Annotated in this window: 12 protein-coding genes; 9 read left to right on the top strand and 3 right to left on the bottom strand. The window is 74.4% G+C overall.

Annotated features, from left to right (window positions below; translation table 11 throughout):
• Positions 1-57 precede the first annotated feature (57 nt).
• On the top strand, positions 58-1,890 hold the full coding sequence (locus ABD944_RS07120) for a dolichyl-phosphate-mannose--protein mannosyltransferase (protein WP_345173513.1): 1,833 nt from the start codon (positions 58-60) through the stop codon (positions 1,888-1,890).
• A gap of 15 nt (positions 1,891-1,905) precedes the next feature.
• Here the strand turns inward: ABD944_RS07120 and ABD944_RS07115 are convergent, their stop codons facing one another.
• Entirely contained in the window at positions 1,906-3,114 is a 1,209-nt protein-coding gene (locus tag ABD944_RS07115; RefSeq protein ID WP_345173512.1) for an MFS transporter, read from the bottom strand.
• 122 nt (positions 3,115-3,236) lie between these two features.
• On the opposite strand from ABD944_RS07115, the gene ABD944_RS07110 reads away from it, so the two are divergent.
• From ABD944_RS07110 to bla, 3 genes are all read left to right on the top strand, one after another.
• Complete coding sequence (locus ABD944_RS07110) at positions 3,237-4,250, top strand: LacI family DNA-binding transcriptional regulator (RefSeq protein ID WP_345173510.1); 1,014 nt, start codon at positions 3,237-3,239, stop codon at positions 4,248-4,250.
• A gap of 47 nt (positions 4,251-4,297) precedes the next feature.
• On the top strand, positions 4,298-5,332 hold the full coding sequence (locus tag ABD944_RS07105; protein WP_345173508.1) for a magnesium transporter CorA family protein: 1,035 nt from the start codon (positions 4,298-4,300) through the stop codon (positions 5,330-5,332).
• A gap of 107 nt (positions 5,333-5,439) precedes the next feature.
• Complete coding sequence (gene bla / locus ABD944_RS07100) at positions 5,440-6,393, top strand: class A beta-lactamase (protein ID WP_345173506.1); 954 nt, start codon at positions 5,440-5,442, stop codon at positions 6,391-6,393.
• A gap of 73 nt (positions 6,394-6,466) precedes the next feature.
• Here bla and ABD944_RS07095 read toward each other — a convergent pair whose 3' ends face one another.
• Positions 6,467-8,116 (bottom strand): penicillin-binding transpeptidase domain-containing protein, encoded by a 1,650-nt coding sequence (locus tag ABD944_RS07095; RefSeq protein WP_345173505.1) that lies wholly within the window; start codon positions 8,114-8,116, stop codon positions 6,467-6,469.
• Positions 8,117-8,268: 152 nt separating this feature from the next.
• Here ABD944_RS07095 and ABD944_RS07090 point away from each other — a divergent pair, with 152 nt between their 5' ends.
• The 3 genes from ABD944_RS07090 (at position 8,269) to ABD944_RS07080 (ending at position 12,998) form a co-directional block, all read left to right on the top strand.
• On the top strand, positions 8,269-9,240 hold the full coding sequence (locus ABD944_RS07090; RefSeq protein WP_345173503.1) for a LysR family transcriptional regulator: 972 nt from the start codon (positions 8,269-8,271) through the stop codon (positions 9,238-9,240).
• Positions 9,237-10,142, top strand: a complete 906-nt coding sequence (locus tag ABD944_RS07085; RefSeq protein WP_345173502.1) for a serine hydrolase — start codon at positions 9,237-9,239, stop codon at positions 10,140-10,142. The genes ABD944_RS07090 and ABD944_RS07085 overlap by 4 nt, the downstream gene beginning before the upstream one ends.
• A gap of 120 nt (positions 10,143-10,262) precedes the next feature.
• Complete coding sequence (locus ABD944_RS07080) at positions 10,263-12,998, top strand: AAA family ATPase (RefSeq protein ID WP_345173500.1); 2,736 nt, start codon at positions 10,263-10,265, stop codon at positions 12,996-12,998.
• Positions 12,999-13,014: 16 nt separating this feature from the next.
• Here ABD944_RS07080 and ABD944_RS07075 read toward each other — a convergent pair whose 3' ends face one another.
• Positions 13,015-14,343, bottom strand: a complete 1,329-nt coding sequence (locus ABD944_RS07075; RefSeq protein WP_345173498.1) for an amidase — start codon at positions 14,341-14,343, stop codon at positions 13,015-13,017.
• A gap of 510 nt (positions 14,344-14,853) precedes the next feature.
• Here ABD944_RS07075 and ABD944_RS07070 point away from each other — a divergent pair.
• Both ABD944_RS07070 and ABD944_RS07065 read left to right on the top strand, forming a co-directional pair.
• Entirely contained in the window at positions 14,854-17,214 is a 2,361-nt protein-coding gene (locus ABD944_RS07070) for a phosphoketolase family protein (RefSeq protein ID WP_345173497.1), read from the top strand.
• Positions 17,214-18,305 carry an acetate/propionate family kinase gene (locus ABD944_RS07065; protein WP_345173622.1) on the top strand — a complete coding sequence of 364 codons (1,092 nt, stop codon included), beginning with the start codon at positions 17,214-17,216 and terminating at the stop codon, positions 18,303-18,305. Before ABD944_RS07070 ends, ABD944_RS07065 begins: the two co-directional genes overlap by 1 nt.
• Positions 18,306-18,308 lie beyond the last annotated feature (3 nt).

Genomic DNA, 18,308 nt, shown 5'->3' with positions numbered 1-18,308 from the left:
TCCCAGGGAAGGCGCCAAGGTCCTCAAGGAGGAGGGAAGTGCAAATAAACTCGCAGGATGTCGACGACGGATCTGGCTCCGGTCCCGGCCATGGCGTCCCGGCGCAGGCCCCCTGCGCTGCGGGAATGGCTCGCGCCGGCGATCCCCGGCAGCCCGCTGCTGTCCTGGCTGGGCCCGCTGCTGGTGACCGCGCTCGCCGCGTACCTGCGGTTCGACCGGCTGGCGACGCCGAAGACGGTGGTGTTCGACGAGACCTACTACGCCAAGGACGCGCTCGCCCTGCTGAGGTTCGGCTGGGAGCACAACACCGTCGAGGGCGCCGACAAGATGCTCATCGCGGACCCGGACGCCCGTATCTGGGGCAGCGGGCCCGCGTTCGTCGCGCATCCGCCGTTCGGCAAGTGGATGATCGCGATCGGTGAGTGGATGTTCGGCGCGACGCCGTTCGGATGGCGGTTCATGCCCGCCCTGATCGGGACGCTGTCAGTGCTGATCCTGTGCCGCCTCGCCCGCCGGATGACCGGCTCGACGCTGCTCGGCTGCGCCGCCGGGCTGCTGCTGGCGCTGGACGGCCTCGCGTTCGTGACCAGCCGCGCCGCGCTGCTGGACGTCTTCGTGATGTTCTGGGTCCTGGCCGGGTTCGCCTGCCTCGTGAACGACCGGGACCGCTCCCGCCGCGTCCTCGCCGAGCGGATCGAGCAGGGCCGGACCTCGGTGTACGGGCCGTTCCTCGCGCACGGATGGCGCTGGGGGGCGGGCGTCTGCCTCGGCCTCGCCTGCGCCACCAAGTGGACGGGGGTCTTCTACGTCGCCGCGTTCGGGCTCATGACCGTCCTGTGGGACTACGGCGCCCGCCGCGCCGCCGGGGTCCGGGCCCCGCTGCAGGGGACGATGCTGCTGGAGGCCGTCCCGGCGTTCGTGCAGATCGTCGTGGCGGGGCTGCTCGCGTACCTGGCGACCTGGTGGGGATGGATCTTCAAGCCGGGCGGCTGGGGGCGCGGCGAGGTCTCGGGCAACCCGCTGTGGCGGCCGTTCGAGGCGATGCCCAAGCTGTGGCACTACCACTCGGAGATGCTCGGCTTCCACACGGGTCTGGACGCCAAGCACCCCTACCAGTCGTGGCCCTGGGACTGGCCGATCCTGCGCCGTCCGGTCGCGTTCTTCTACACCGAGCCGAAGGGCGCGTGCGGCGCTGCGACCCGCTGCTCGCGCGAGATCCTCGGGATCGGCACGCCGGCCCTGTGGTGGGGGGCGCTGGTCGCGCTGGTCGTGGTCGCGTTCATCTGGCTGATCCTGCGCGACTGGCGGGCGGGGGCGATCCTGCTCGGCTTCCTCGCGGGCTGGCTGACCTGGTTCCCGTCGGCGTTCGCCGACCGCACGATGTTCCTGTTCTACGCGACGCCGCTCATCCCGTTCATGGTGCTGGCGGTCGTCCTGGTGCTGGGATACCTGATCGGACCGGCGCCCGCCTCGGCGGCGGGCGCGCACGCGGCGCGCTCCGGCGAGAGCGGCCGGGACGCGGGGCCCGCCCTTCCGCCGCGCGCCTCTGCCGACGGGCCTCCCGCGCTGCCGTGGGACCCGCCCGCCGGAGCGTCGCCGGCCCTCGCGCCGTATGACGAGCACGGGCCCTATGACCAGCACGATCCGTATGACCAGCACAGCGCGTATGACCAGCACGGCGCGTATGACCAGCACGCGCCGTTCGACGAGCGCGGGGCGCACGCGTCCTCCCAGACCGCCGGGGCCCGGCGGCTGATCGGCGCCGCCGCGGCGGGAGCCTTCCTGCTGGTGGTGCTGGCCAACTTCGCGTACTTCCATCCGATCCTGTCCGCGCAGACGATCCCCTACGAGGACTGGCAGGCGCGGATGTGGTTCGACCGCTGGGTCTGACGCGCGGCCGGACCGTCACAGCCGGGCGGCGGCGTCCGCGGTGACGGCCGGGGCCGCGGCGGGGCGCAGCGTCCGCGCGCCGAGCAGGCACAGGGCCAGGGCGAGGACGCCCCCGACCCCGGCTCCCGCGAACGCGCCGGGCACGCCCGCGGCGTCCTGCCCGACCCCCGAGACGAACGAGCCGACGGAGCCGCCCGCGCCGATCGCCGCGACGATCCACGCGAACGCCTCGGTGACGGTCCCGGCCGGGGCGAGCCGGTCGACGAGCGTGAAACTGCACGCCAGCACCGGCGCGAGGAAGACGCCGGAGACGAACGCGAGCACCGACATGACCGGCAGCCCCGGCGCGAGGACGAGCGGGAGGTACCCCGCGGCGAGCGCCGCGAGCAGCCAGGGCAGCCGCCGGTGCGCGGCGCCCGCCCACCTGCGGGCGCCGTAGACGATCCCGCCGGTGAGGGCGCCGCCCGCCATGCACGCCAGCAGCAGTCCGGAGGCGAGGTCGCGGCCCAGGTCCTCGGCGTAGGCGACGACGGCGACGGAGTAGACGCCGAGCGCGATCCCGGCGCAGGCGAGCGACAGCAGCAGGACCCGCAGGCCGGGCGAGCGCAGCGGCCCGGCCCAGTCGGAGGCGCGCGGCTCGCCCCGCCACCGGCGCGACGGCCCGGACAGCGCGACGACGAGCGTCCCGGCGATGCCGAGGGCGCCGGTGATCAGCAGGGCGGTCTCGGTGTTCACGACGGCCGCGGCGACGACGAGCAGCGGCCCGACGGTGAACAGCAGCTCCTGGGCGGCGGCGTCGAGCGCGTAGGCGGCGTCGACCTGCTCAGGGCCGTCCAGGACGTCCGGCCACAGGGCGCGCAGCCCGGCTTCGAGGGGCGGGGTGGCGAACCCGGCGGCGAACACGGCGGCGACGGCCAGCGGGAGGGGGGCCGCGCCGACGGCGGCGAGCAGCGCGAACCCGGCCGCGGAGGCGCAGGCGGCGGGCAGCAGGACGCGCGGCTGGCCGAACCGGTCCATGGCGCGGCCGAGGACGGGCTGCCCGGCGGCGGTCGACAGCCCGAGGATCGCGGCGAGGGTCCCGGCGAGCGGGTAGCCGCCGTCGGCGGCGCGGACGTGCAGGACGACGGCGAGCATGCCCATCCCGTTGGGCAGGCGGCCGAGGAGGGTGCCGCCGAGCAGCCGTCCCGCGTACGGCCTCCGCAGGAAGACGACATAGCCGCGCATCGATGGCCCCCGAGTCCTGTCTGGATTTGTCAGTCATACGTATTACCTCCGTCATACGTACCACTTCTGAGTCCTCCCGTTCTAGTCTGATTTCGTTAGAACGATCCGCCAGGGAGGCGCAGGTGCCGGCGATCAGCCGTCCCACCAGCAAGGACGTGGCTCAGGAGGCCGGGGTCTCGCAGTCCACGGTCTCGCTCGTGCTGGGCGGCAAGTGGAGCGGGCGCGTCTCCCCCGCGACCGCGCGCAGCGTGCGGAGCGCCGCCGAGCGGCTCGGCTACCGGCCCAACCAGGCGGCCCGGAACCTGCGGCTCGGCACCACCCGGACCGTCCTGCTGATGGTGCCGACCCTGACCGCGCCGTTCTTCGGCCCCGTCTACACGGGCGCCGCGCGGGTCGCGGCACGGCACGGCTTCGGCGTCGTGGTCTCGACCTGGCCGGACGGCACGGCGGGGCCCGCCGACGGCCCGTTCGCGGCGCCGGGCGAGGCGATCGACGGCGTCCTCGCGTCCTCGATGGCCGCGGAGACGCTCGGCGGGTTCGGCGAGACGCCCGTCGTGACGCTGGACAGCGGCCCGGCCGGCCTTCCCGGCGCCCCCGTCCCCACCGTCGACTTCGGCGTGGCCGACGGGATGCGGGAGATCGCGGAGCACCTCGCGGGCCTCGGCCACCGCCGGATCGGGCACGTCGCCGCCGCCCTGGACCAGTGGACGTTCCACGCCCGCGCGGACGCCCTCGCGGAGGTCGTCGCGGGCCTGCCGGGCGGCGTCCTCGACCGGGCGGGCTGCGCGATCGACGTCGCCTCGGCCAAGGACGCCGCCACCCGGCTGCTCACCGGTCCCGAGCCGCCGACCGCGCTGGTCTGCGACGACGACCTGATCGCGGCGGGCGCGTACAAGGCGGCCCGCGCGCTGGGCCTGGACGTCCCGTCCGACGTGTCGGTCACCGGGTTCGACGACGTGCTGCTGGCGACGGCGCTGGAACCCGAGCTGACGACCGTCCGGCTGCCGGCCGAGGAACTGGGCGCGCAGGGCATGGCGGCGCTCCTCGGCCTCCTCGACGGGCGCCGTCCCGCCTCCCGCGTCCTGCCCGGCGAGCTCGTCGTCCGGGGCTCGACGGCGCCGCCGCGCGCCCGCTGACCGCCCCGGCCCCTCATTTCCTGGGAAAGCAGGGGTATAAGGCGCGCATGGGATCCCATCCATCCGAGACCGACTTCGACGAGGACCCGGGCAACCGGATCGGTTCGGCGCCCCCGCGGACGCGGGCCTGGCGCGGCGGCGAGATCGAGGCGGAGGGCTTCCCCGTCTCGCGGCTGAGCGACTACCTGGAGCGCCCGGACGTCGTCGTCTGGCTCGACCTGTGCGCGCCGCGGCGCGAGGACCTGCACGTGGTCAGCGACGAGCTCGGCCTCGATCCCGTCGCCGTCGAGGACGCGGTCTCCCGGCACGAGCGGGCGAAGCTCGACCGCTACGAGGGGTACGCCTTCCTCAACGTCTACGTCCCGGTGGTCACCGACGGCGAGCTGGCGATGCACGAGGTGTCGGCGTTCGTCAGCGAGCGCGCCCTCGTCACGGTCCGGCAGGACTGCGGGTTCGACGTCGACGCGCTGGTCCGGCGCTGGGACCAGACCCCGCACGCCGGGTTCGACGAGCCGACCTCCGCGTTCCTGCTCTACGGCCTGCTCGACCTGGTCATCGACCTGCAGCTCACGGCCGTCCAGGCGCTCGACGACGAGGCCGACGAGGTCGAGGACCTCGTGTTCGACGACGCGTTCCCGGTCAGGGAGATCCAGAAGCGCAGCTACCGGCTGCGCAAGAACCTGTCCGCGCTGCGGCGGATCGCGCTGCCGATGCGGGAGGTGCTCAACACGCTGCTGCGCCGCGACCTGATGATCGTCCCGGCGCCGCTCGTCCCCTACTTCCAGGACGTCTACGACCACACCCTGCGCGTCGGGGAGTCGACCGACGCCCTGCGCGACCTCGTGGCCGACCTGCTGGAGACGCGGCTCGCGCTGCAGGGCAACCGGATGAACGAGGTGATGAAGAAGGTCACCAGTTGGGCGGCGATCATCGCGGTGCCGACCGCCGTCACCGGGTTCTACGGGCAGAACGTCCCCTACCCGGGGTTCTCCCAGCACTCCGGCTTCATCGCCAGCACGGTCATCGTCGTCGTCTGCAGCCTCTCCCTCTATGTGATCTTCAAGGTGCGCGACTGGCTCTGACCGCGGCGTCCGGCGAGGTCAGGGCCCTGTCATACGGGTTCGCATATCGCGGCGCACGCCATATCAATATTGGACATGACGTTCGCGGCTCTGGTCTGCTCTCCCGCATGACGACCCACAGCAGGCGCGAGCGGCGGCTCGGCGCCGCCGCTCTCGCCCTGACGACGATCGCCGGCCTGGCCGGCTGCGGCTCCGGCGCGGACCCGGGCGTGCGGAGCGCGGCGCCGCGCAGCGCCGCGTCCACGCTCGCCGTCGATCCCGCGCAGGCGAAGGTCACCAGGCAGATCGGCCGCCTGGAGGCGACCCACCACGCGCGCATCGGCGCCTTCGCGGTCGACACCGGCACCGGGCGCGCCGTCTCCCACCGGCCGGACGAGCGCTTCGCGTTCGCCTCCACGTTCAAGGCGATGGCGTGCGGCGCCGTGCTGAGCAAGGCCCGGCGCTCCGACCCCGGGCTGCTCGACAGGGTGATCCACTACACGAAGGACGACCTGGTCGAGTACTCCCCCGTCACCGAGAAGCACGTCGACACCGGCATGACCGTCGCCGACCTGTGCCACGCCGCCATCACCCAGAGCGACAACACCGCCGGGAACCTGGTGCTGAGGCAGATCGGCGGGCCCGCCGGGCTCACCGCCTTCTTCCGCTCGCTCGGCGACCAGGTGAGCCGGAGCGACCGCTGGGAGACCGACCTCAACGTCTGGAAGCCGGGCGAGGTGCGCGACACCACCGCTCCGCGCCCGTGGGCGGGAGACCTGCGGGCCCTCACCACGGGCCCGGCGCTCGTCCCCGCCGACCGCCGGCGGCTCATCGGCTGGATGAAGGCGACGGTCACCGGGGACAAGCGCATCCGCGCCGGACTTCCCAAGAGCTGGACGGTCGGCGACAAGACCGGCACCGGCGGGACCTACGGCACCGCCAACGACATCGCGATCGCCTGGCCGCCGTCCGGCGCCCCGCTCGTCATCGTGGTCACCACGAACCGGTTCGGCCCCGAGGCCGAGGCCGACGACGGGGCCGTCGCCGAGACCGCCCGCATCCTCGCCGGCGCCCTCCGTTAGAGCCCGCGGGATGACGATCGCCCCTGGCACCGGACGTCCGGTGCCAGGGGCGACGCGCGCCGGGCGGGGACGCTCAGAGCGCCCTGAGGAACTTCGCCGCGATGGGGGCCGCGGCCTCGGCGCCGGTCCCGCCGCCCTCGACGATCACCGCGAAGGCGACGTCCTCGCGGTAGCCGATGAACCAGGCATGGGTCGGCGGGTTGTCGCCCCCGCCGAACTCCGCGGTGCCGGTCTTGCCCGCCGTGCCGGACGGGAAGTCGACGCCGGAGGCGGTGCCCTCGCTGACGACGGCCGGCATGAGGGCGTGCAGGGCCTTCTCCACGGCGGGCTCCAGCCGCTTCGGCGCCTCGGGCTTGCGGCCTCCGGCGTCGGCGGCCTGCGCGGCGAGGGACGGATCGACCAGGCGGGGCGAGCGCCAGGTGCCGTCGGCCGCGGCGGCGGCGACGCTCGCCATGTTGAGCGGGCTGGTCAGCACCTCGCCCTGCCCGAAGGACGCGGCGGCGAAGGCGGTGTCGTCCTTGTTGGCGGGGAACGCGGCGCGGACGGCGGGCAGCCCCGCGATGATCGGGGCGTTGAACCCGAACTGGGCGGCGACCTGGGCCAGCCGCTTCTCCCCGAGCTTGTCGACCGCGAGGCGCGCGAACGTGGTGTTGCAGGAGTGCGCGAACGCCTCGCGGAGCGGGACCGTCCCGAAGTCCTCGTGCTTGTAGTTGTGGAACGACCGGCCGCCGACCGCGGTGGTGGCCGGGCAGGCGACGGCCGTCGTCGGGGACATGCCGCCCGCGACGAGCGCGGCGGCCGTGACGACCTTGAACGTCGAGCCGGGCGGGTACCGGCCCATCAGCGCGCGGTTGTAGCCGCCGGGCTGGTTCGCCACGGCGAGGATCTCGCCGGTGGACGGGCGCAGCGCCACCATGGACGCCGGCTCGGCCGCCCCCGCGACCGCCTGCCCGGCCGCGGCCTGCGCCTTCGGGTCGATGGTCGTCTTCACCGGCTTGCCCGCCGCGCCGCCGAAGCGCTGCAGCGTCTTCACCGGGACGCCCTCGGCGTCCGTGATCTGCACGGCGAGCGCGGGCGTGCCGGAGAGGCGCCGCTCGTACTGCTGCTGCAGGCCGTCCGCGCCCGCCGGGTCGCCCTTGCGGTACGGGGCGCCGAGCTTGCCCGCCGCCTCGGCGGAGACGGGGCCCACCTGCCCGGCGAGCTGCCGGGCGGACCCGGACGGCGAGGACGAGAGGTCGCTGCCGTCCGCCGCGAGGACGGCAGCGCGGTCCGGCCAGGCGCGCGCGGCGCGCAGCCGCTGCCCTTCCTTGAGCTCCGGGTACATGACCTGCGGCGACCAGCGGACGAGCCAGTCGCCGTCCTTCTTCACCATCGGAAGCGATCCGTCGTACTTCCACACCCGGTCGCCCGCCAGCGTCACCTCGGCGCTGTAGGCCCCGCCGACCCTGCCGTCCTTGGGACGCCCCACGGACGCGACGGTGTAGCGCTGCCTGACGGCGCCGAGGTCGTCCCGCATCCGCGTGAAGCGCGTCTCGAAGTCGGCGGGCGGGGCGTCGGTGAGGGCCTTCATCGCGGCGGGGTCGCCGCCGCTCCAGGCCGCGAGGTAGCGCTCCGCGGCGTCCCTCGGATCGTCACCGTCGCGCAGGAACCACACCGCCCCCGCCCCCACGATCACGACCGCCGCCACGACCGCGGCGACGGCGAGCACACGGGATCGGCGCATCGTCGAACTCCTTCTCCCCCTGTCCGGCCACCGGCCGGGCGATCCGCAGAGCGCGGATGACCGATGGGGGCACCAGAACACCAGGCGACGCCCGAAAAGTCCAAGATTGATATCGGTCCAGATGAATATCCGTTTTGGTATTATCCCTGCTCGTGAACCTCGTCGGGCATCTGCGGTGCTTCGTCGTCGTCGCCGAAGAACTGCACTTCGGCCGCGCGGCCGAGCGTCTCGGCATGGCGCAGCCGCCGCTGAGCCAGCGAATCCAGCGGCTGGAGAAGGAGCTCGGCGTGCGGTTGTTCGACCGGTCCAGCCGGCGGGTGCGGCTCACCGCGCCCGGCGGGCTGCTGCTGGAGGAGGCACGTGACATCCTCACCCGCGTGGACCGCATCTACTCCGTCGCCGAGCGCGCCCGGCTGGGCGAGGTCGGGACGGTGCGCGCGGGCCTGCCGAGCGACCTCGGCGGCCGGGTGGTCGCCGCGCTGATCGCCGCGTTCCGGGAGCGCCGCCCGGACCTGCGGCTCGACCTGCGCGAGACGGGCACCGACCAGCAGATCCGCGCGCTCGCGGAGGGCGCACTGGACGCCGGTGTGGTGCGGCACCCGTGCGACGCCCGCGGGCTGGAGCTCGGCCCGATGCTGGCGCAGCCGCTCGGCGTGCTGCTGCCCGCCGGCGACGCCGTCGCGCGCCCGGACGCGCCCCCGGAGGTGCACCTGGCCGACCTCGGCACCCGCGACGTCGTCGTGCCGCCGCGCGAGGAGGCGCCCGGCGCCCACGACGAGGTGCTGGCGGGCTGCCGCCGGCACGGGTACGCGCCCGCGGCGGTCCACGAGGCACGGCATCCGGGCTTCGCGCTCGGGCTCGTCCTCGCCGGGACGGCCGTGGCCCTCGTCCCCCGTACCGACGACACCGCCGGGGCGGTGTGGCGGCCGCTGGCGGGCGAGCCGCTCGCCTGGCGGACGTCGTGCGCCTGGCGGCGGGCCCGCGATCCCGAGCACGCGCGCGCCATCGCCGACTTCACCGCCGTCGCGACCGCGGTGCTGCGCGGCGAGGCCGGCATGACCCCGCTCGACCGCGCCCCCGCCCGCCGGGTCGTCCCGCGCCCGTCCTCCGGGTTCCTGGCATGAGCGAGGCGCCCGTCAGGAGGGCGAGCGCGGCCGAGCGGATCAACGCGGCGTTCCGGTCGGCGGGCGTGACCGGCGTCCTGCACGTCGTGGACATCGACACCGGGCGGGACGTCGCGGTCGGCGCGGACGAGCCGGTGGTGCTCGCGTCGGTGTTCAAGGTGCCGCTGCTCGTCGCGTTCCACCGGCAGGCCGCCGCGGGCGTGCTGGACCCGACCGAGCAGGTCACGCTGCGCCCGGACGACCGCACCGCCGGACCGACCGGGGTGTCGGCGCTGCTGGACGAGGTCCGCATGTCGCTGCGCGACCTCACCTGCCTGATGATCACCGTCAGCGACAACGCCGCCGCCGACGTCGTCATGGACCGGGTCGGCCTGGACGCGGTCAACGCGACGGCCGCCGACCTGGGGCTCCGCGACACCGTCATCGAGGGCAACGGCCGCGACCTGCACGAGACCCTGCTCGCCGACGCCGGGGCGGGCAGCGTCGCCGAGGTCTGGGCGCGGCTCGACGAGCCGGGCCTGAAGGATCGGCTGCGCGCCCTCGACCCGCTCCGCACGAGCCGCAGCACGCCCCGCGACATGACCCGGCTGCTGTCGATGATCTGGCGGGACGAGGCCGCCCCGCCCGCCGAGTCGGCGGCGATGCGCCGCCTGTTCGGCCTCCAGGTCTGGCCGCACCGCCTCTCGTCCGGGTTCCCCTACGACGACGTCGTCGTCAGCGGCAAGACCGGCACCCTGCCGACTCTGCGCAACGAGGTGGGCGCCGTCGAGTACCCCGACGGCGCCCGCTACGCGGTGGCGGTCTTCACCAGGTCGACGCTGCCCGTCGCCGTCCTCCCGGAGGCCGACGCGGTCATCGGCTCCGCCGCCCGGATCGCCGTGGAGTCGCTCCGCCGCGCCTGAGCGCGGGTGCGGCGCTCCTGTGCGGCGCGACCCTCTGATCCGGTGCGACGCGGGCACCCCAGCACTCGCTTGGAAAACATAAGCTGTACCCCTGTTTTGGACGTTCTTGGGGAGTATTCGTTGCGGCTGCCGGAGCATCTGGAGCTACTGCTCACCGACGAGCCGGTGCTCGACGTCTACTCGCACGGCCCGTGGCGCGTCCCGGACGGGCTGTTCGAGGAGATCTCGGCGCGGATCGACGGGCTGGCGGCCGACCCGCGGGCCGTGGAGCTGACCACCGACGAGCACAAGCTGCTGACGCTGCCCGCGTCGCTCGTCACCGCGGAGATCTTCGGCATGCTGGCGTTCCTGCCGGGCGGCGGCGCGATCAAGGCGGGCTCGTGGTCGCAGCTCCCCGAGCGCCTGCTGCACCGGCACCTGGTCAACCCCGGCCCGCTCAGCACCCGCATGACGCGCTGGGACGCGCCGGGCGGGCGGTGGCGGCCCCCGGTGGACTGGCTCATCGAGGCGCCCGACCGGGCGCTGGCGATCGAGCTGGCCCGCGACTGCCTGTCGGTGCTGGAGGGCATCGAGCCGCTGGAGGAGCGGCGCAAGGCGCTGGTGCGCCTCTACGACGACCCGCCGGTCTGCGACGTGAACCTGCCGAAGACGGAACTGCGCGAGCACTGGCACGCGCACGCCGGCGACGACATCGTGGCGGCCGTGCCCGAGCTGCTCGGCCCGGTCGGCTACCTGGAGTGGGTGTGCGCGGGCCTGCTCGCCGCCTACGAGCACCTCATGGAGGCGGCGCCGCGCGAGGAGACCGTCGAGGTCCACCTGGTCCACCTGCTGCTCCAGGGCAGCATGGAGCAGGTCCCGGCCGAACTCGCGGTCGCGCTCGGCGAGGACCGGTACGGCGAGCTGCTCCAGCGGTTCACCGCGGAGCGCCGCGGGTTCAAGGCGGGCGCGTGGCAGGAGCGGACGCGGGCGTGGCTCGTCCGGGCCCTCGTCGCGGGCGCCGCCGACGCGTGCCGCGGCTGGCTCGACATGGCGATGCGCTTCGTCGCGATCGTGCAGGGCCTGCCGGGCGACCCGTGGTTCCCGAAGGCGGAGTGGATCCCGGTCGGCCAGTTCCAGACCGACCTGCGCCGCCTGTACGCGCCGCGCCGCCGCGTCGTGAACCCGCTCACCGAGACGCTGCGCAGCGTGCCCGCCGCCGACGCCGCGTCCGGGACGGCCGCGGGCGGCCGGGCGGAGATCGCCACGTCGCTGGTCGGGCAGCCCGAGGTGACCGCGGCGCTGGCCGAGCTCACCCGCGGCAACGCGCCGGTCCGGCTGCTGATCAGCGGGCCGGACGGCACCGGCAAGCGCGACGCCGCGCAGGAGCTCGGCAGGGCGCTGGCGCTCGGCCGCGACCCGCACTGGGTCACCGACAACCTGTTCTCCGGGCAGCGCCTGTCGGACGCCGTCGCCAAGCTGCACGCCGACGCCCGCGACTGCGCCGGCGACCGGCTGCTGATCATCGAGGGCCTGGACGGGATCGTCGCCGACCCCGGCAACGGCGAGGCCCTGGCCGCCGAGCTGCACCGGCTCCTCGCCGTCCACCCCGACCTGAACCTGGTGGCGCTGTGCGACGCCGGCGGCGAGGAGCGGATCCGCGAGATCAATCCCGTCCTGCCGCAGCGGTTCCGGATCGCCCGCACCCGGCCGTTCACGGCGGCGGGCCACGCCGAGCTGTTCCGCCGCGCGCTGGAGGCCCGCGGCGCCCGCGGCACCCGCCCGGCGATCGAGGCGGCGGGCGCGCTGCTGGCCGCGACCACGCCGACGCAGACGCTGCGCAACGCGCGCCTCGCGCCGCATCTCGCCGACCAGGTCGTCGCCGCCGCGCGGTCCCGGCTCGGCGCCGACGCGGCGGGCGCCGCGCCAGTCGTCCGCAAGCAGGACCTCCCGGCCGCGCTCGACACCGCGCAGGCCGCCGGCGACCCGCTGGCCGAGCTGCGCGAGCTCACCGGCCTGGAGAGCGTCAAGCACGAGATCGCCCTGCTCGTGGCGGGGACGCACGCGGCGCGGCTGCGCAGCGAGTCGGGCCTGCGGATCACGCCGCCGACCCGGCACATGGTGTTCACCGGCAACCCGGGCACCGGCAAGACGATGGTGGCCCGGCTGCTCGGCCGCATCTACAAGCGGCTCGGCGTCCTGTCGTCCGGGCACCTGGTGGAGGCGTCCCGCGCCCACCTCGTCGGCGAGTACATCGGGCAGACCGCGCCCCGCACGCGCCGCCTGGTGGAGCGCGCGGTCGGCGGCGTCCTGTTCATCGACGAGGCGTACACGCTGACGCAGTCGCCGCTGAAGGGCGACTACGGGCACGAGGCGATCGCCGAGCTGGTCAAGCTGATGGAGGACCACCGCGACGACCTCGTCGTGGTCGTGGCCGGCTACGAGCAGGAGATGGCCGAGTTCCTCGCCGCCAACCCCGGCCTGGACTCCCGGTTCCCCAAGCAGATCCACTTCCCCGACTACAGCGACGACGAGCTGATCACCGTGTTCGGCCGGCTCGCCGCCGCCGACGGCTTCGAGCTGGCCTCCGGCACCGAGGACGTCCTGCGCTCGATGCTGCGCCGCGCGCCCCGCGGCCCGTCCTTCGGCAACGGCCGCCTGATGCGCAACATGCTGGACGTGGCCGTCGCGAACCAGGCCGACCGCGTCGCCTCCGCCGCCGTCTCCCTCGCGGAGGGGACGGCGGCGAAGAAGGGCGGCGGCAGGGACAAGGGCGGCGAGCCGGCGACGCCGACCAGGGAGGAACTGGTCACGCTGACCGCCGACGACCTGCCCCCGCTGCTGGACCACCCCGAGGAGTTCTTCGGCCTCTACCTCTAGCCGGGCGCGGGCCCGGTCAGGAGGCGAGATGCTCGGCGGCGGCGAACAGGAGGTTCTCCGCTCCCCGGCGGGTGACGAGCTGCGCCCCGATCGGCAGCTCGCCGCCGCCGTCCGCCGGGACGGTACCGGCGGGAACGGACAGGGCGGGCAGCCCCAGCACGTTCCACGGCGAGGTGAGGCTGACCAGCAGGGCGGTGAGCGGGCCGAGGCCGACCTCGGTCGCGCCGATCCGGGGCGCGGGGATCGGCATGGTGGGCATGGCCAGCAGGTCGTAGCGGTCCAGCAGCCCGGCGATCTCCTCGGCGTGGCGGTCCCGCTCGCGCAGCGCCCGGACGAGCCGCCAGCCCGGCATCCGGGCCGCGTCCTCCAGGCGGGCGAGCGTCGCCGGCTGGTACCGGTCGGGCGCCTCGGCGACCCGCTCGGCGTGCACGTCGTACGCCTCGCTGTACTCGATCGCCAGGAACACCTGCCGGAGCCCCGCGAAGTCGATCCGCTCGGACGGCGCGTCCGGGAACAGGGCGCGGACGCGCCGCTCCACCTCGGGGTCGCACGCCGGCGGCTCGATCCAGGCGACGCGCCCGTACGCCGGGCCTCCGGCGCGGTCGCCCCCGCCGGCCGGGCCGTCCAGGAGGGACGGGACGGCCTCCGCCGGCCCGGTCAGCGCCTGGTAGGCCACGCGGCAGTCCGCCGCGGTGGCGGCGAGGACGCCCACGTGGTCGAGCGAGCGCGACAGGGGGAACACGCCGTCGGCCGGGATGGCGCCGTGCGGCGGCTTGAACCCGGCGATCCCGCAGAACGCCGACGGGATGCGCACCGACCCGCCCGTGTCGGTGCCGATGGCGAGCGGGACCATGCCCGCGGCGACCGCGACGGCGCTGCCGCTGCTGGACCCGCCGGACATCCGCTCCCGGTCGGCGGGGTTGCGGACCGCGCCGTTCACCGACACGTCGCCGCTGCCGCCGAACGCGAACTCCTGCGTCCCGGTCTTGCCGACGATCACCGCGCCCGCGTCCCTCAGCATCGTCACGCAGGCCGCGTCGGTCTCGGCGACGTGCCCGGCGAAGTGGCCGGACCCCATGCCGGTGGGCAGCCCGGCGACGTCGATGATGTCCTTCACCGCGACCGGGACGCCGTGCAGCGGGCCCCGGTCGACGCCGGCCGCCAGCTCCTCGTCGGCCCACCGGGCGGCGGCCTCGGCGCCCTCGGCGTCCAGGGTCACGAAGGCGTTCAGGTCCTTGTCGACCGACTCCAGGGCCCGCGCGACCAGGCCCCGCGCCGACTCCCGGCCCGCGCGCAGGTCGCGCCCGATCCCGGTCAGCGTCCGTCCGGTGAAGAACCCGCCCATTCCGCCTCCTTGCCGCTTACCTGTACTGATCTGCGTAGCATCTCAGACCGCCGCCGCCCCGTCCGTCCCGGTCGTCGCGCACAATGTGGCACTCTGTCACCAATTAGTCGCTCATTGTCAACCGTTCATCGCAGAATGCCCGCCGTTCGCCGACCGCGCGCCGGGAACCGTGAACCTACGCGCGAGTAGCCGCCAGGCTTCCAGCACCCGGAGGTGACGCTCCCGCCGGTTCGCTGGGGGGCGGGGCGGAGGCCGTGCGCCGGCGCGCCGGCATACCGCCCCTGTAGCCGGCTGCGGCCGCACCGAGGTGGGGGGACGAGGTCACGGCCGTGCGCCGTGGCCTCGTTGTCGTGGTGCGCCTGTCGCCGCACCCGCTGCCCGTCCGGCCATCCGGGACGTTCGGCCCTAGGCCCGCGGGCACCGGGCTGATGGGCTCTCTTCGACGGTTGAGAACCCCGTTCGTGGGGACGGGATGTCCTCAGGGCGGTCGAGAGCACCCGGAGGACGCGCATGACCCAGTCGGGCACCCTGAGCGACGACGAAGTACAACAGATCAACGCGTACTGGAGAGCCGCCAACTACCTCTCCGTGGGGCAGATCTACCTTCTGGACAACCCCCTGCTCCGCGAGCCGCTCGAACGGCGCGACCTCAAGCCGCGGCTGCTCGGGCACTGGGGCACCACGCCGGGCCTGAACTTCTGCTACGCCCACCTCAACCGCGTCATCAGGGCGCGCGACCTCGACATGATCTACGTCATGGGCCCGGGGCACGGCGGGCCCGCGGCGGTCGCGAACGCCTGGCTCGAAGGCACCTACAGCGAGGTCTACCCGGAGGTGTCGCAGGACGAGGCGGGCATGCGGCGGCTGTTCCGGCAGTTCTCCTTCCCCGGCGGCATCCCGAGCCACGTCGCGCCGGAGACCCCCGGCTCCATCCACGAGGGCGGCGAGCTGGGCTACTCCCTCGCCCACGCGTTCGGGGCCGCCTTCGACAACCCCGACCTCGTGGTGGCGTGCATCGTCGGCGACGGCGAGGCCGAGACGGGTCCCCTCGCGGCGAGCTGGCATTCCACCAAGTTCCTCGACCCGGTGCGGGACGGCGCCGTCCTGCCCATCCTGCACCTCAACGGCTACAAGATCGCGAATCCGACGGTGCTGGCCCGCATCCCCGAGGAGGAGCTCGTCCAGCTCCTGGACGGGTACGGCTACCGACCCTTCCTCGTGAGCGGCGACGAGCCCGCGTCCATGCACCGCAAGATGGCCGCCGCCCTCGACCAGGCCCTCGACGAGATCGCCGACATCCAGCGCGGCGCCCGCGAGGGCGGGGCGTCCGAGCGGCGCCGCTGGCCCATGATCGTCCTGCGGTCCCCCAAGGGCTGGACGGGCCCGAAGGAGGTGGACGGGCTGCCGGTCGAGAACACCTGGCGCTCCCACCAGGTGCCGCTCGCCGGAGTGCGCGAGGACGCCGGGCACCGCGCGCAGCTGGAGGAGTGGCTGCGCTCCTACCGCCCGGAGGAGCTGTTCGACGAGGCGGGCCGCCCGGCGGACGGGCTCCGGGCCCTCGCGCCCGCGGGCGACCGGCGGATGAGCGCGAACCCGCACGCCAACGGCGGGCTGCTGCTGAAGCCGCTGGCGCTGCCCGACTTCCGCGACTACGCCGTGGAGGTCGGCAAGCCCGGCTCCACCACGACGGAGCCCACCCGCAGGCTCGGGACGTTCCTGCGCGACGTCGTGCGGGCCAACCCGTCCAACTTCCGGATCATGGGCGCGGACGAGACGGCGTCCAACCGGCTCGGGGACGTCTTCCAGGCCACCGACCGCGTCTTCGAGGGCGGGCTGCTGCCGACCGACGAGCACCAGGCGCGCTCCGGCCAGGTGATGGAGGTGCTGAGCGAGCACCTGTGCCAGGGATGGCTGGAGGGCTACCTGCTCACCGGGCGGCACGGGCTGTTCAACAGCTACGAGGCGTTCGTGCACATCGTCGACGCCATGTTCAACCAGCACGCGAAGTGGCTGAAGGTCACCCGCGGCCTGCCGTGGCGGCGGCCGATCGCGTCGCTGAACTACCTGCTGTCGTCGCACGTGTGGCGGCAGGACCACAACGGCTTCACCCACCAGGACCCCGGCTTCCTCGACGTCGTGCTGAACAAGAAGCCGGAGATCGTCCGCGTGTACCTGCCGCCGGACGCGAACACGCTGCTGTCGGTCGGCGACCACTGCCTGCGCTCCCGCGACTACGTCAACGTGATCGTGGCCGGGAAGCAGCCCGCGCTGAACTGGCTGCCGATGGACGCCGCGATCGCGCACTGCACCCGCGGCATCGGCATCTGGGAGTGGGCGTCCACCGACGGCGGCGCCGACCCCGACGTGGTGCTCGCCTGCGCGGGCGACATCCCGACGCTGGAGACGCTCGCGGCCGTCGACCTGCTCAGGCAGCCGTTCCCCGAACTGCGCGTCCGGGTCGTCAACGTCGTCGACCTGATGCGGCTCCAGCCGTCCAGCGAGCACCCCCACGGCCTGTCGGACCGCGAGTTCGACACCCTGTTCACCACCGACAAGCCCGTCATCTTCGCCTTCCACGGCTACCCGTACCTCATCCACCGCCTCACCTACCGGCGCGCGGGGCACGGCAACCTGCACGTCCGCGGCTACAAGGAGGAGGGGACGACGACCACGCCGTTCGACATGGTCATGCTGAACGACCTCGACCGGTTCCACCTCGTCATGGACGTCATCGACCGCGTCCCCTCCCTCGGCGCCCGCGTCGCCCACCTCCGGCAGCGGATGGCCGACCAGCGCCTCTTCCTGCGCTCCTACACGCGCGAGCACGGCGAGGACGCCCCCGAGGTCCGCGACTGGACGTGGCCGTACTGATGCGGGTCCTGACGGTCAACCCCGGGTCGAGCAGCCTGAAGGTGAGCCTGCTCGGCGCCGACGACACGGTCCTCGCCGAGGACTCCGGCGGCGGCCACGAGATGGCCGGGCTGGTCGCGGGCCTGCCCCGGCCGGACGCCGTCGGGGTGCGGTTCGTCCACGGCGGGACCGACTTCACCGCGCCGGTGCGCGTCGACGAGAAGGTCACCGCGCGGCTCCGCGAGCTCGCCGACCTCGCGCCGCTGCACCAGCCCGCCTCCCTGCACGCCCTGGCCGAGATCTCCGGCGTCCTGCCGGACGTCCCGGCCGTGGCGTGCTTCGACACGGCCTTCCACGCCACCCTGCCGGACGCGGCCGCGACCTACGCGCTCCCCCGCGAGTGGCGCGAGCGGTTCGGGCTGCGCCGCTACGGCTTCCACGGCCTGTCGTTCTCCTACGCCGCGCGGCGCGCCGCCGCGATGCTCGGAGCCGACCCGGCCTCGCTGCGGACGGTGGTCTGCCACCTCGGCGCCGGCGCGTCCCTGTGCGCCGTCGCCGGGGGCCGGTCGGTCGACACCACCATGGGGTTCACCCCGCTCGAAGGGCTGGTCATGGCGTCGCGGGCGGGCAGCATCGACCCCGGAATCCCGCTCTGGCTGATCAAGCACGGCATCGCGCCGGAGGAGGTGGACGAGGCGCTCGAACGCGACTCCGGGCTGCGCGGCCTGACCGGCACCGGCGACATGCGCCGGGTCCGCGAGCGGGCCGCCGAGCACGACGCGACCGCCCTCGCCGCGCTGGACGTCTACCACCACCGCCTCCGCGCCTGCGCCGCCGCGATGACCGCCTCGCTCGGCGGGCTCGACGCCCTCGTGTTCACCGGCGGGATCGGCGAGCACGATCCCGCGGTCCGCATGCGGCTGGCCGGGGACCTCGCCCACCTCGGGACCGCGGTCGATCCGGAGCGCAACGCGGCCGCGGACGGCGACGCCGACGTCACCGCCGCCGGCGCCGCCGTCCGGACGCTCGTGGTGGCGGCCCGCGAGGACCTGGAGATCGCCGCCGGCGTCCGGAGCTGCCTGCGGCGCGACGCCCCGCCATCTGGCGCATAAGGT

The organism is Actinomadura verrucosospora, assembly GCF_039540335.1.
In the GTDB taxonomy this organism is placed as follows: domain Bacteria; phylum Actinomycetota; class Actinomycetes; order Streptosporangiales; family Streptosporangiaceae; genus Spirillospora; species Spirillospora verrucosospora.
Note: the sequence above shows the minus strand (reverse complement) of the source record. Positions and strands in the feature narration are given on the sequence as shown.

What these genes read in the sequence shown, in the direction of transcription:
- ABD944_RS07095 (WP_345173505.1), bottom strand. Translation starts at nt 8,116, where the DNA reads ATGCGCCGATCCCGTGTGCTCGCCGTCGCCGCGGTCGTGGCGGCGGTC.
- ABD944_RS07075 (WP_345173498.1), bottom strand. Translation starts at nt 14,343, where the DNA reads ATGGGCGGGTTCTTCACCGGACGGACGCTGACCGGGATCGGGCGCGAC.
- ABD944_RS07065 (WP_345173622.1), top strand. Translation starts at nt 17,214, where the DNA reads ATGCGGGTCCTGACGGTCAACCCCGGGTCGAGCAGCCTGAAGGTGAGC.
- bla (WP_345173506.1), top strand. Translation starts at nt 5,440, where the DNA reads ATGACGACCCACAGCAGGCGCGAGCGGCGGCTCGGCGCCGCCGCTCTC.
- ABD944_RS07085 (WP_345173502.1), top strand. Translation starts at nt 9,237, where the DNA reads ATGAGCGAGGCGCCCGTCAGGAGGGCGAGCGCGGCCGAGCGGATCAAC.
- ABD944_RS07115 (WP_345173512.1), bottom strand. Translation starts at nt 3,114, where the DNA reads ATGCGCGGCTATGTCGTCTTCCTGCGGAGGCCGTACGCGGGACGGCTG.
- ABD944_RS07105 (WP_345173508.1), top strand. Translation starts at nt 4,298, where the DNA reads ATGGGATCCCATCCATCCGAGACCGACTTCGACGAGGACCCGGGCAAC.
- ABD944_RS07120 (WP_345173513.1), top strand. Translation starts at nt 58, where the DNA reads ATGTCGACGACGGATCTGGCTCCGGTCCCGGCCATGGCGTCCCGGCGC.
- ABD944_RS07070 (WP_345173497.1), top strand. Translation starts at nt 14,854, where the DNA reads ATGACCCAGTCGGGCACCCTGAGCGACGACGAAGTACAACAGATCAAC.